The organism is Hymenobacter ruber (assembly GCF_054783255.1).
On sequence record NZ_BAAGQX010000003.1, the window covers coordinates 154,599 to 168,100 of the forward strand.

The 13,502-nt window shown below is 60.2% G+C and carries 12 protein-coding genes; 3 read left to right on the top strand and 9 right to left on the bottom strand.

All coding sequences use genetic code 11. From position 1 onward, the window contains the following. Nucleotides 1–129: 129 nt before the first annotated feature. The 9 genes from porG to ACYVM5_RS07785 form a co-directional block, all read right to left on the bottom strand. Nucleotides 130–885 carry a type IX secretion system protein PorG gene (gene porG / locus ACYVM5_RS07745; RefSeq protein WP_460617562.1) on the bottom strand — a complete coding sequence of 252 codons (756 nt, stop codon included), beginning with the start codon at nt 883–885 and terminating at the stop codon, nt 130–132. Nucleotides 886–933: 48 nt separating this feature from the next. Continuing rightward, the gene (locus ACYVM5_RS07750; protein WP_460617563.1) at nt 934–1,827 is read right to left on the bottom strand and encodes a DUF6089 family protein; all 894 of its coding nucleotides are present in this window, start codon (nt 1,825–1,827) and stop codon (nt 934–936) included. Between the two features lie 138 nt (nt 1,828–1,965). Further along, a complete protein-coding gene (locus ACYVM5_RS07755) occupies nt 1,966–2,859 on the bottom strand; it encodes a diacylglycerol kinase catalytic domain-containing protein (RefSeq protein WP_460617564.1) in 894 nt (297 codons plus the stop codon). An 80-nt stretch (nt 2,860–2,939) separates the two neighbouring features. Then, nucleotides 2,940–4,397 (bottom strand): BamA/TamA family outer membrane protein, encoded by a 1,458-nt coding sequence (locus ACYVM5_RS07760; RefSeq protein WP_460617565.1) that lies wholly within the window; start codon nt 4,395–4,397, stop codon nt 2,940–2,942. A 6-nt stretch (nt 4,398–4,403) separates the two neighbouring features. Further along, entirely contained in the window at nt 4,404–5,078 is a 675-nt protein-coding gene (locus ACYVM5_RS07765; protein WP_460617566.1) for a CBS domain-containing protein, read from the bottom strand. A 135-nt stretch (nt 5,079–5,213) separates the two neighbouring features. Then, nucleotides 5,214–5,996 carry an alpha/beta fold hydrolase gene (locus tag ACYVM5_RS07770; RefSeq protein WP_460617567.1) on the bottom strand — a complete coding sequence of 261 codons (783 nt, stop codon included), beginning with the start codon at nt 5,994–5,996 and terminating at the stop codon, nt 5,214–5,216. An 11-nt stretch (nt 5,997–6,007) separates the two neighbouring features. Continuing rightward, nucleotides 6,008–6,604: an anthranilate synthase component II gene (locus tag ACYVM5_RS07775; protein ID WP_460617568.1), complete on the bottom strand. Its 597-nt coding sequence runs from the start codon at nt 6,602–6,604 to the stop codon at nt 6,008–6,010. Between the two features lie 2 nt (nt 6,605–6,606). After that, nucleotides 6,607–7,137: a CvpA family protein gene (locus ACYVM5_RS07780; protein WP_460617569.1), complete on the bottom strand. Its 531-nt coding sequence runs from the start codon at nt 7,135–7,137 to the stop codon at nt 6,607–6,609. Nucleotides 7,138–7,227: 90 nt separating this feature from the next. Further along, nucleotides 7,228–7,689: a GatB/YqeY domain-containing protein gene (locus tag ACYVM5_RS07785; RefSeq protein ID WP_460610687.1), complete on the bottom strand. Its 462-nt coding sequence runs from the start codon at nt 7,687–7,689 to the stop codon at nt 7,228–7,230. Nucleotides 7,690–7,903: 214 nt separating this feature from the next. On the opposite strand from ACYVM5_RS07785, the gene ACYVM5_RS07790 reads away from it, so the two are divergent. The 3 genes from ACYVM5_RS07790 to ACYVM5_RS07800 all read left to right on the top strand — a co-directional run bounded on the left by ACYVM5_RS07790 (nt 7,904) and on the right by ACYVM5_RS07800 (nt 13,461). After that, entirely contained in the window at nt 7,904–8,617 is a 714-nt protein-coding gene (locus ACYVM5_RS07790) for a pyridoxine 5'-phosphate synthase (RefSeq protein ID WP_460617570.1), read from the top strand. A gap of 70 nt (nt 8,618–8,687) precedes the next feature. After that, nucleotides 8,688–9,728 carry a tRNA 2-selenouridine(34) synthase MnmH gene (gene mnmH / locus ACYVM5_RS07795; protein WP_460617571.1) on the top strand — a complete coding sequence of 347 codons (1,041 nt, stop codon included), beginning with the start codon at nt 8,688–8,690 and terminating at the stop codon, nt 9,726–9,728. 139 nt (nt 9,729–9,867) lie between these two features. Further along, on the top strand, nt 9,868–13,461 hold the full coding sequence (locus ACYVM5_RS07800; protein WP_460617572.1) for a T9SS type A sorting domain-containing protein: 3,594 nt from the start codon (nt 9,868–9,870) through the stop codon (nt 13,459–13,461). The last annotated feature ends 41 nt before the right edge of the window (nt 13,462–13,502 follow it).

Here is a 13,502-nt window from a genome sequence, read left to right on the forward strand (position 1 = left end):
TGCGGTTTCGCTAAAAGAGCCCGCAAGTTACGGAAATGGTTGCATTTAGCAGCCGAATACCAACAATGCCCTCCTTCTATATCCCTCTCACGACTGCACCTGCGCCAGTTATCAGAGCATAGCTAACTACTACTTTAACAGCTTCTTATTCTTCTTGTATTGATTGGGGCAGCGGATTTTATAGAACGTATAGGATAGGCTGACCCCGCTATAATAATACCAATCCTGGTCATGAATATTTACCAGAAGCGGGTCTTGGGTACTTAAATGGTCGAGTTGGTCCGTAAATGTCTTGCGCACCCCCATTTCAAGGCCGAGATTCAGGTGTTCCGAAAGGGCATATTTTATGCCCGCCCCTGCCGGAATAGCCAACCCTAACATGCTGCCCTGTTGGTTAAAGCTTGCCTGCAGAAGGGGATTATTTGAGACCGTAGTGGTATTGGCGTAAAATCCTGCCAGGCCAGCGAACAGATATGGCGTGAAATGCACCTTATCTGTCCGATAATGGTAGTCCAGGAAATTGTATTCCACCACCGCAGATGCTTCGAATACGCTGCCTTTGGTATTAGCCTGCCGATAGGCCTGGAGCGGAGGCACTCCCCCATTCACGCCCGTCACGTTGTCGTCGGCTCCGCGCAGGAAGCCGGCCGTGAAACCACCCCGCAAAGTGATTGGCACCGACACATCCTTGCGATAAAAGGCGGTGAAGGCGGGCCGGCTATTTTGCAGCTGAAAATCGGGTGATACTTCGCCCCGGTAGTTAGTGGCACCGATGCCAATACCTATTTCACTGGTGTTCTGAGCATTGGCAGAAGCACAAAAAAACGTACTCCCCGCCTGCACAAAGCAAGCGAGGAGTACGTTTTTGAAACCTGAATTCGTCATTTAGTAATTGCTGACTTGGAAAAGGAGACCTAAGCCAGCAGTCGCTGGCTATCGGAATTTGGGGTTCTTGATGCGGGGCGTCAAGATGTAGTTCAATGTTACACCTGTTACGATGTACCAGTCGGTTTTATTGCCCGTGTCACCACGTGCCTCGCCGGGATTAGTGAATCCGTTGAAAGTACCAGTGCCATCTTTCAAGCTTTTGGTGATGCCGCGGCCAAAATAAGTCGATGCATCAGTAGTCAGCTTGGAAGGGTCAGCATATTTGCCTCCTACGTCATCCAAGTAATCGGTAAAAGTTTTGCGCCAGCCGATTTCCAAGCTTGCATCGAAGTTACGGTTGATACGGTAACGGATACCGCCGCCGAATGGAATCGAAAATTGCGTCTTGCCGTATGCAGTCGCCTGACCTTCGGTTTTCAATGGTTGCAGGTCAACATAATTGCCTGTACGGCTGTCAAGACCTTGGGGGTTGGTGTAAAAACCAGCCACACCAGCAAAAACGTAAGGCACAAAGTCCGGACGCTTGAGGTAGTTATTGCGGTTTTCGATAAGGTCAACGATGGCAACGGCCGAAGCTTCCAGAATGTCATTCCGGAAATTCATGTTGCGGTTGTTACGGAAGCGAGCGTCCGGGTCTTGGTCGTTGGCGAACGAGTCATCGCCCGAGATGCGACCGTAAGACAAGCCGAAGCGGCCCGACAAACGTGGGTAGAAACGACGGGTAATGGAAACGCCAGCACCAACCCGCGTAGCGCCTAAACGCAAGCTAGTGAAGCTAGTTACGGGCGTCAAGTCCCCGAAATAGTTCATAGCATTCAGGCTGAAGCCTATGGAGTTGTATTGCTTCCGCTTGCTGAACTGCTGGGCATCCGCCTCCGGTGTTGCCACCAAAGCCAGCCCGAGCACAACGGCCGTAGAATACGTGAAAATATTTTTCATAAGGCAACTAAAATGATGATACTAGGTTCGGCGGGTAAGAGCAGTGCAGAGAGCGCACAGTTTCAGACGGTGACAAAAGTAGGGGGAATCGGGAACTAAAAAAAGCTTTGACAATTTTTTCAGCGAAAAACTCTGTTTTCAAACCTGAATGCCGGCGGGATTCCGGCGGTCGAGACCCCAATTGAGTTTGCTGCGCAAGGTACTGAGGAAGTTAACGTGGTTGAGTTTTACTAGACGAGCATTGAAAGCTTCTCGGCGAACGGCAATCTGGACGGACGCTTCGACAGGCAGGGAGCGGGAATCGAGTGCCAGCATGTAGCTGGAGCTACGGCCTTCAATTTCGAAGGAAATCACGCTCTGGTCGGACACCACCAAGGGGCGCACATTCAGATTGTGGGGGCATACGGGAGCGATGATAAAATTGTTTGTCTGGGGCAGCATTACCGGACCGCCGCAACTCAGGGAGTAGCCGGTGGAGCCGGTAGGTGTGGCCACCACGAGACCATCGGCCCAATAGGAATTCAGGTATTCGCCGTCAATATAGGTGTGCACGACAATCATAGATGAAGTGTCGCGCTTGAGGACGCTGAACTCGTTGAGGCCGAAGTTGAGGCTGCCGAAAACGTCGGGGTCGGTGTCGACCCGAATCAGGCTGCGCTCTTCGATGGTGAAGTGGCCTTTGAAAAGGGCATCGATGGCCTGGGTGATGCGGTCGGGGGTAATGGTGGCGAGAAACCCCAAGCGGCCGGTGTGGATGCCGAGAATGGGAATCTGGAGGCTGCCGACGTAGGTGACGGTGTCGAGCAGGGTGCCATCGCCGCCGATGCTGAGCACGAACTGGACGCCGCGCAGCGAGTCGCCGCGATGGAATTCGGTGGTGCCTTCGGGCAGGCGCAGGCGGTTGTCGAGGAAGGTGCGGAAGGCTTCGCCAATGCGGACTTCGGCCCGGCGGGCGGCCAAATCGTCGAGCAGGGCCTGAATGGCCGGGGCGGCTTCGTCGTCGAAAGGCTTACCGAAAATGGCGATTTTCATGCGGAGGAGCGAGCGGATTACGTAATGCGGCGGCGGACTTACGTAACAAATAAATAACTTATGTGGCGGGAATGAAGCGGCTAAATTGGGAATTCAGCCCGGAAAAAGTAGCCGGTTTGTCCTAAGCCGTTGAGGGTGTATTCGGCAGTGAACACCCGGTCGTAGTAGGTGACGAGGTGCAAGCCGACGCCGACGGCACTCAGTAGCTGGTTGGGCAGGCGGTTTTGGGGCAAGGGATGGGGGGCAACGACGTAGCCGGCATCGGCAAAGATATTGAGGTAGAGGGCGAGCGGGATGGTGTTGACTTTGGGATTGTCGATAGATGACAGCCGGATGGGCTGGGGCCGCAGCAGCGGGTACGAGACGCCTTGCTGCAATAGGGCGTAATGGCGGCCGTCGATAACATATTGGTCGTAGCCGCGCACCAGGTCGTCGTAGCCAAGGGCGCGGCTGTCGGCGTAAGCGAGCTGCCGGGTGAGGCGGGCCTGGCCGGTGAGGCCAACGCTGTAGTAGAATTCGCGGCCAAGGGCCAGGTAGCGGGTGTAGGTGAGGTGGAGGGTGGTGATGCTGGGCGTGGTGCCATCGAGGAAAATGCGATGCGTGAGGGCGGCCTGAGCATACTTGCCGGTGAGCGGGTAGGCAAAGGTGTTGCGCTGGTTGCGGGTACTGGTAAGGTTCAGGTCGAGGTATTCGCGTTGGGTACGGCCGAGGTAATAGGTTGGGTTGTAATAATTGACGGAGTCACTGATTTGCTCGCGGTGGTACGAGACATTGATGGCCGTGAGAAACTGGACGGTGTGCCGGAAACGCAGCCCGCCGGTGACGTAGAAGCGCTGAATAGGAAATTCGTCATCGGCCCGGAATGGAGTGAGACGGTCGGCCAGGGTGCGGTAGTCGAGGGAGTGGCTTTGGTAATAGGATGCGCCGACGCCGAGGCCCAGCCGTCGGTAATGGCCCAGGCCGGGCGCTTCGTAGAACAGCTCGTATTTGCGATTGAAGCCCAGCTGCAGGTTGGCGATGAGCTGCTCATTGCGGCCCCGAAAATTGCTGCGCACGACGTGCACGCCGTAGTCGACGCGCCGCCAGCGGTCGGAGCGGTCGAGCCAGGAGCGCAGGTTGCGGTCGGCCAATGAGAGAATGGGCACCGGGAAGGTGTACCATCTTTCCTGGACCCCAAACACGATGAGCAGGCGCCCGCCGGTGCAGCTGGACTGCACCACCACGGCATGAAACAACTGGAGATTGAACAGCCGGCGGCGGTTGGCTTCGAGGCGGGCCGGCAAATCGGCTAGAGCAAGCGTGTCACCTTCGTGAAAGTCAAGCTCTGCTCGCAGAATGCGGTCTTTGGTAACTGCATTGCCCGTGAAAAGGATGGTACCGACTGGCGCTCGCTCGATGCCGGGACAAGGCACTATCCGCACGAGCGTATCGGTGGGGGCCACCACGGGACGCAGTGGGTGCGGCAGCGTATCGGCGGCCTGCACTGGCACTAGGCTGGCCAGCAGCAGCCGCAACGAGAGAAGGATTCCGAACAGCACCCGACTTTACACGCTCAGGTAGCGCAGGAGGGCATCGTAGCGCTCCTGCTCGTCATCGTTGGCCACGGCGGTGCCGCTGAACTGAGCCGTGACCACGTAGCCAAACCGCTCCAGCGTGGCCGTGATGCGGGTCAGGTTGTCGGTATTGAGCTTCAACGTGAGGCGAATGCGGTGGGGGTCGACTTCGTCCTGAGCAACCAAGGCGCTCATGATTTTGGCGTTGTTTTCCTCGACGTAACGGCTGATTTGGGTGAGCGAATAGTCGCGCTCCTCCATGGTGAGCACGATGATGCCGCCCTGCCCGCCGGCCGGTTGCTGCCCGAAGGCGGCCAACGCATCGGCGATGGTGACGACGCCGGCGTACTCGTGGCGCTCATCGACGACGGGCACGAGCTGGATTTTATTTTCAATGGCCAGCTCCATCACGCGGTAGAAGTGTTGGTCGGGCCGCACGTAGGCATCGGCGTAGCCCAGGGGAAGTTGCGAAAGGGGGGTTTCGGGGTCGTCGAAGTCGGCAAGGTCGGCTTCGGTGACGAGGCCGCGGTATTGCCGATTGTCGAGCACGGGCAGCTGGGCCACGTGAAACTCATCGAGCCAGCGCGCTGCCTTGCCCGCCGAATCGGTGCCCTTCAGGGGCGGAATCATTTCGTTGAGGAGGTCTTCGGCAAGCAGGGCGGGCATATGCGTAGCAGTTTAGGAGGGATGAGGTATAGATGCCGAATTGGGTGAAAAGAAATAATTGAAAGGCATAAATTATCACCGGGCGGGTGATGGAATGGTGAACAACAATCGGGCCGGCAGAAGGATATCGGCCTTTTAGGCAGCCAGGGCCGGGGTGGCTTCGGTAGTACGCAGAAAATGCCGCAGGTAGGCATTGAAGCCGGCGGGGCGCTCCATCATGGGGGCGTGGCCGCAGTGGTCGAGGAAGCGCAGCTCGGCGTGGGGCAGCAAACGCTCGAACTCGTGGGCCACGGGCGGCGGCGTGATGGTATCGTTCAGGCCCCAGACCAATAGCGTGGGCACGGCAATTTTAGCCAGCTCCTTGCTTAGGTTGTGGCGCTGGGCCGAGCGCGCGATGGCAATAATACGCAGACACTTGGCATTGGAGTTGGTGACGTTGAACACTTCGTCGACCAGCTCCTGAGTGGCTACTTTGGGGTCGTAAAAGGTGTAGCCCACCCGCTCCTGCACATAGGCGTAGTTGCCGCGCTTGGGAAACGAGCCGCCCATGCTGTCCTCGAATAAGCCACTGCTGCCGGTGAGCACCAAGCGGCTGACGCGGGCCGGGTTTTTCAGGGTGTAGACCAAGGCGATGTGGCCACCGAGGGAGTTGCCGAGCACGGTGAACGTGGCCGGTAATTCGAGGGCCTTCACGAAGCCTTCGACATAGGCGACCAGGCCCGGCACGCCGGCCTGGGTGAGGGGCATGTCGTAAACGGGCAGCAGCGGAATAATGACGCGGTAATTGGGCGCGAACTCCTGCACCACGTCCTGCCAGTTGCTCAGGGCCCCGAACAGGCCGTGCAGCAGCAGCAATACCGGCCCCTGGCCTTCATCCACAAATTCGTACCCGTGCTGGTGCTGGCGGCGCAATTCCATCTCGTATTTCCTCAATTACCGGCGGTTTTGGCAATGATACAACAGCGGAGCCAATTGCCCAAAATTGCCAGCCCGTGCGGGGTGAGCAGGGCTTCGGGGTGGAACTGGACGCCGTAGAGCGGCAACGTGCGGTGCCGCAAGGCCATAAGCTCGGGGGTGGGGCCGGTGGTGTGGGCCAGGGCCTGGAGCATGGCTGGCAGGGGCTCACGGAGAATGAGGGAGTGGTAACGCGTAATGGGCTGCACGGCCGGCAGCCCGGCAAAGAGCGGGTCAGCAGTATCGCAACGCATGTCGGTGACTTTGCCGTGCATGGGCCGGGCAGCCCGCACCACTGCGCCCCCAAAAAACTCGCCTAGCGCCTGGTGGCCCAGGCACACGCCCAGCATGGGTAATTGCTGATGAAACGCCTGGATGACGGCCGGCATCACGCCGGCTTCGGCCGGGGTGCCGGGGCCGGGCGACAAAACCAGACCGTCAAATTCGGACACATTCAGCTCGGCCAGGGGTACGTCGTTGCGGCGCACCACCACTTCGGCCCCCAGCTGGCGCAAGTAATCGGCCAGCGTGAAGGTGAAGGAATCGAAGTTATCGAGCAGTAGCAGGCGCATGGTCAGCTTTTAACAAAAGCCGACCGCATTCGTCCCAGCAGGTCCTGCCCGATGGGCAGCACGTAACCCGTGATTTGCAGGGCCAGCGGGGTGGCCTGCCGCACGATGGGCAGCACCTCCGAGCCCGCCATCAGGTGGGGCGAGAGCAGATGCAGGCCGGCCAGGCCGGTACCATGTAGTAGCAGGCTCAGGCCGAGAATCCACTTGAGGACGCCGGCGGCACCGCCCAGCAGGTTATCCAGCACGCCCAGCGGGGTGAGGTGCACGGCGGTTTTGAGCAGGCCGCCCAGCAGGTGCACGCCCCACATAATAGCCACGAACACCAGCGCAAAGGACACCAGCGGCAACATCCCGAAGGCATCGCCCACGTATTGCCGCACCAGCGGCACGGCTGCCGAAAGCAGGCTCAGCCCGCCCACCACGCCCAGCACAAAGGCCAGCAGCGAAACCACTTCCAGTACCAGCCCGCGCCGGTAGCCTTTCACGGCCCCAATGCCGAGCGGAAGAAGCAGGAGGATATCGAGGGCAGTCATTTTTCAGTTAACAACTAACAGTTATCAGTGAGCAATTAGTCAAAGGCGTTACCTGAATTGATAACTGCTCACTGGTAACTATTAACTGAACTACAGATTCGTGTTGTTCAGCAAATGCCCCAGAACGTCGGAGATGCGCTTGCCGTCGGCCTGGCCGGAAAGCTCGCGGGCGGCCACGCCCATTACTTTGCCCAGGTCGGAAGGGCCGGTGGCGCCGACGCGCTGGATGATGTGGACGAGTTTCTCCACCAAATCGGCTTCGGTAAGCTGGGCGGGCAGGAATTCTTCGATGATGGCCAGTTCGGCCAGCTCGGTTTCTTCGAGGTCGGAGCGGAACTGCTCTTTGTAGATGGCGGCGGCGTCGCGGCGCTGCTTGGCGGCTTTGTTGAGGAGCTTGAGCTCGGCTTCGGGCGTGAGGCCGGCTTCGCTGGCGCCCTCGGCGGTTTCGGCCAGCATGATTTGCGATTTGATGCTGCGCAGGGCGGTGAGGCGCACCTTGTCTTTGGCGAGCATGGCCTGCTTGATGGCGGCGTCGATGGTGGTTTTGAGCATAGCGTTAGGGCTTGGGGGTATGGGGGTGTGGGGGTAGGAGGGCGCGGAGGAAGGCGTAATTTCGCCTCGAAGCTACGGCCCCGTTTGTCATCCTGAGCGCAGCGAAGGACCTTATCATGACTTCGCTGGTTATGTTACGGCAAACAGTTCAGCCTTGATAAGGTCCTTCGCTGCGCTCAGGATGACAAATTCATACCATCATACCCACCTTCTCATGACCAAGCTCAGCGTCAACATCAACAAACTGGCCACCCTGCGCAATGCCCGAGGCCACAACCGCCCTGATATCCTGCAGGCCGCCCGCGACATTGAGCGTTTCGGAGCCGAGGGCATTACCGTGCACCCGCGCCCCGATGAGCGCCACATCCGCTACCAGGACGTGCGCGACCTCAAAAGCATTGTGACCACCGAGCTGAACGTGGAGGGCAACCCCACCCCCGATTTCGTGGCCCTGTGCCGCGAGGTACGCCCCGAGCAGGTGACGCTGGTGCCCGATGCGCCCGACGCCATCACCTCCAACGCGGGCTGGGACGTGGTGACGCACCAGCAATTCCTGCGCGAAGTGGTGGCCGAGTTGAAGTCGTTCGGGGCCCGCGTGAGCATCTTCCTCGACCCCGACGTGAACCTGGTGGAAGCCGCCGCCAGCACCGGCACCGACCGCATCGAACTCTACACCGAAGCCTACGCCGTGCAGTACCTCGCCGACCGCGAAGCCGCCGTGGCCCCCTACCGCGCCACGGCCGCCCGCGCCGGCCAACTGGGCCTGGGCGTGAATGCCGGCCACGACCTCGACCTCGACAACCTGGCCTGGCTGCACCAGCAGCTGCCCGAGTTGGCCGAGGTGAGCATCGGCCACGCCCTGGTGTGCGATGCGCTGTACCTGGGCCTCGAAAACACGGTGCAGCTGTACCTGCGGCAGCTGAAGTAGCGCCTGCCTAAAGCTGGCGAAGCCACTCAACCGCCAGCCATCCTTCCCAAACTCACGTACCACCGCAGCTATGCCCCGCCACCCCCTTTCTGAATTCCAGAACCTCCCCTACCCGATTCTCGACGTGCGGGCCCCGATTGAGTTTGCGCAGGGCCACGTGCCGGGCGCGCTCAACCTGCCGCTGTTTACGGACGAGGAGCGGGCGCGCATCGGCACCACCTACAAGCAGGTGAGCCAGGAGCGGGCCGTGCACCTGGGCCTGGAGTTTTTCGGGCCGAAGATGTCACAGATGGTGAAACAGGCCAAAAAGCTGGTGCCAGGTAAGGAAGTGCGCCTGCACTGCTGGCGCGGCGGCATGCGCAGCGGCGCGGTGCTGTGGCTGCTGGAGCTGGCCGGCTTCAAGGTGCACCTGCTCGACCACGGGTATAAGGAATACCGCCGGGCGGTGCTGGATTCGTTCGAGCAGCCCCGGCAGTGGCGGGTGCTGGGCGGCCTCACCGGCAGCGGCAAAACCGACGTGCTGCACCAATTGGCGGCCACACCCGGCCAGTATGTGCTCGACCTCGAAGGCCTGGCCCACCACAAGGGCTCGGCCTTTGGCAGCATCGGGCAGCCGGCCCAGCCCACGCAGGAGCAGTTCGAGAACAACCTGGCCGCCGCCCTGGCCCAGTTGCCCACTGATGCGCCCATTTGGGTGGAAGACGAAAGCCGGCAGATTGGCCGGCTCACCATTCCGGCCGCGTTGTTTGCCCAGTTGCACGCCGCCCCGCGCTGGGTGCTGGAAGTGCCCCGCGCCGCCCGCGTGGCCAAGTTGGCCGCCGAGTACGGGGCCGAAGACCCGGCCCTGCTGGCCGAAGCTATCGAACGGCTGCAGAAACGCCTAGGCGGCTTGGCCACCAAACAGGCGCTGGCCGCCGTGGCCGCCGGCGACTTCCCGCTGATGGTGGAGCTGGTGCTCGATTACTACGACAAGACCTACACCTACGGCCTGGCCCCGCGCCCCGAAGAGCCGCCTCGCACCTTTGTACCCGTGGCTGGCTGCGATGCCGCCCAGAATGCAGCGCACCTGCTCAGGGCTGCATCTGCAACAACTGCCTCAACGTCGCACTAAAAGAACTGTCAGTCGATAATACGGTCGTGTTTCGGCGCGGCATCGTAATTTGTCCCCTGAATCAGCATTATTGCTCTTACTTTCTTCCATTCACCTGCCAGTTAATCATCCCAATATTTCCCACTTTTCCTCATTTTTCATGTTAACAAACTTACAGAGCCGGCTTAAACGCGCCGGGCGGCTGTTGCCGTTTGCGTTACTGCCGTTTGCGGCCCATGCCCAATTGGGCTACTCCTCAGCAAACGCAGTTAACACCGCAGGCACTTATACCGACCTGGGCACCACGGGTACGGTCATCGCCACCAGCAGCACCGATGATGCGAACTCGGCGGCAACGCCTTTGGGCTTCACGTTCACGTTCAATGGCACGGCATTCACGGATTTTGTGCTGAACACCAATGGCTACGTGAAACTGGGCACTGCGGCTCCTTCCGCAGCCACCCTGGTCAATCCCATTGGCAGCGCTGACCCGCTGGATATTAACATTGTAGCGCCGCTCTCGAACATCGACCTGCAAACGTCGGCCACGGCTACGGCCGAATACCGCGTATTCACTTCCGGCACGGCGGGCAGCCGCGTAACCACCATTCAGTGGAAAAACGTGGCTGATAAGCTTTCGGCCAGTGCCCCGGCACAGTTCGCGTCGATGCAGTTTCAGCTGAAGTTTTACGAAACCTCTAACCGAATTGAATTCGTGTATGGCACCTGGGTGGCCGGCACCGGTACTGCCACCGGCCAGCCGTTTCTGGTGGGCCTGAAGGGCACGACCAACGGCCTCGCCGACCGCCTGCTGGGTTCCAAAACCAGCAGCGCAACGGCCTGGACGACCACAACCTTCACGCCGGGCACCGTGGCGACCACGCTGCCCACGCACTTTGTGCGAAACACTTTCCCGCCCGATGCCGGCCGGACCTACCGTTTCCTGCCCACATCGGCCAACGATGCGGGCATAGCTAACATCCAAACGCTGGGCACCGTGTCAAGCACCTACGGGTCGCCGGTGACGGTTAGCGCCTCTATCCGCAACGCGGGCAGCAATGCCCTAACCGCGCTGCCCGTTACGCTGACGGTAGCCGGAGCCACTACGTTTACCAATACCCAAACGGTAGCCAGCCTGGCTGCCGGGGCCAGCACCACCGTTACGTTTACGGCCTATCCGGTGACCACTGCCGGGGTAAATACGCTGACGGTAAGCGTGCCTGCCGATGACAACGCCACCAACAACTCGGCTACTTACAGCCAGACCGTAACGGCCGCCAGCCAGGGCTATGTAGACACGACCCAGCCTTTTGCAAGTACCGCCGTTGGGATTGGTGCTGCCAACGGGGTCTTGGCCGTTAAATACTCTACTTCGACTGCTGCCGCTGTCACCAGCATCACGCCTACTTTCACGGGGGCTGGCTCAGGTGCTACCACTTACCAGTTGCAGGTGTACGCGGCTGGGGCTACAGGCCCTGGTGCACTCCTTTATACCTCCGCCACGCTCACCCGGCCTACCGTTACGGGCGCAATGGCTACTGCCATTCCGAACATACCGGTTACCGGCAGCTTCTACGTAGCCATCAAAGAGCTTGACAACAACTTGGGCCTGGGCAACCAGGTAGAAGACCCGCTGCGCGCTGGCACGTTCTTCTTCACCACCACCGGTGGTACTACCTGGACCGACGTAAACGCCACCACGCTCAAAACCCGCCTGGCCCTGGACGTAACCCTGGGCGCACCGGCGTCGTGCGGCACCGCCACGGCCCTGACCACTACGGGCATCACCAGCACGGCGGCTTCGGTGGGCTTCACCGCTCCTAGCGGCGCCACCAGCTACACGGTAACGTACACGCCCACCGGCGGCACCGCTACCACCGTTACCCCGGCCCCTACTGCTTCGCCTATTGCCCTGTCCGGCCTCACCCCGGGCACGACTTACACGGTAAGCATCATCACGAACTGCGCCGCCGGCCAGACCTCGTCCGCCGCTACCACTACCTTCACGACGCTGCCCACCGCACCAGCCAACGATGACTGCGCCAACGCCATTGCGCTCACGGTTGGTACTACCTGCACCAACACGCTCGGTACCAACCAGGGCGCTACTGCCAGCACGGCTCCAATCCCAGCGCCTTCGTGCGGTGGTGCTGCCCTTGGCCCCCTGGCCGACGTGTGGTACACCGTAACCGTGCCCACCAGCGGCAACGTAGCAGTAACCACGAGCGCAGCCACCGGCAGCCTAGTGGATGACACCGTTATTGAGATTTACTCAGGAACCTGCGGCGCCCTCACTTCGCTGGGTTGCAACGACGACAACCCCGCTGGCACAGACGGTTTCTCGGCGCTGAGCCTGACGGGACAAACTGCTGGCGCCGTACTGTACGTGCGTGTTCGCAGCTACAATGCCACGGCTACCGGCCAGTTCAATATCTGCGTTACCAACCCGGTTACGCTTGCTAACGACAACCCGAGCGGCGCCATCACCCTCCCGCTTGCTGCCACCTGCACGCCGACCAATGGCACCAACCTGGGCGCTACCACGACTGCAATAAATGGCTATGTCAACCCTGGCTGCGGCATTGCTGCCAACCCGAAAGACGTATGGTTCAAGTTCACCACGGCCGCTTCCGGCGTGGGTAGCACCTCCGTTAACATCACGGTAACCGGCGCACCCGCCGGGCAGGTACGAGTATTCTCGGCCGCAAGCGCCGCGGGTCCTTTCACCTCTGTAGGTTGCGCTGCCGGCACTGCTGTCAACACTGTAGCGGCTCCCCTGCGAGTGGATGGCCTTACTCCCAGCACCACCTACTACGTTTTCGTGTCGGGCTACGGCTCCAACGATACTCAAGGTGCATTCACCATTTGCGCCGTGGGCCTGGCACCACTGGCCACGCCCACCTATGTTACACTGCCCTACACCGAAGGGTTTGAGGCTACTTGGGCAGATGATGCCTTGGCAACTCGCGATATCCCAACAGTTAACTGGCGCAACACCCCCGCTACCGGCAACAACTCCTGGCGCCGCGAAGACGACGGATTTGCTACACTGAGCGGCTCTTCGGCAAACTGGAGCTACCCCGACAACGAGCAGCCCACCACCGCCTTCCCCATCCCGCCCTACGTTACTCGTTCCAGCGTAGGCAGCCACTCGGCCCGCTTCCACTCGTTTGGTGCAGTTGACACGACCATTCCTGGCAAGCTGGACCTGTACGCCAACCTGAGCGGCACGGGTACCAAGCAACTGAGCTTTGACTTCATCAACCCGAGCGGTACCGACAAAGTCGAAGTTTTCGTGAGCACAGACGGTGGCCTCACGTTTGGCGCCACTCCGGTACTCACCGCTACCACCAACGCTACTTTCACGAATAAAACTGTTACCATCGCCAGCACTTCGGCCACTACGGTTATCCGTTTCCAGGCCACTTCGGACTATGGCAACGACGACATGGGCATCGATAACCTGCGCCTGGCCGTGGTAACGGCTACGCAGAACGCTGCCCTGGCCGCTACCGTGAACCTGTACCCCAACCCGGCACACCAGAGCTTCCAGCTCAGCGTGCCCACCAGCCTGCGCGCCGCTTCGGCCTCGCTGAGCAACACCCTGGGCCAGGTAGTGCAGTCGCGTCAGCTGAACCTGCCCGTGGCTGGCGGCACCACCGACTTCAACGTGAGCAGCCTTGCTCCCGGCGTGTACACGCTGACGCTGAAATCGGGTACCGACCTGGTAGTGAAGCGCGTGGTAGTGGAATAACCACCACCCACTCCGCATCCCATAGAAAAGGGCTGACCAAC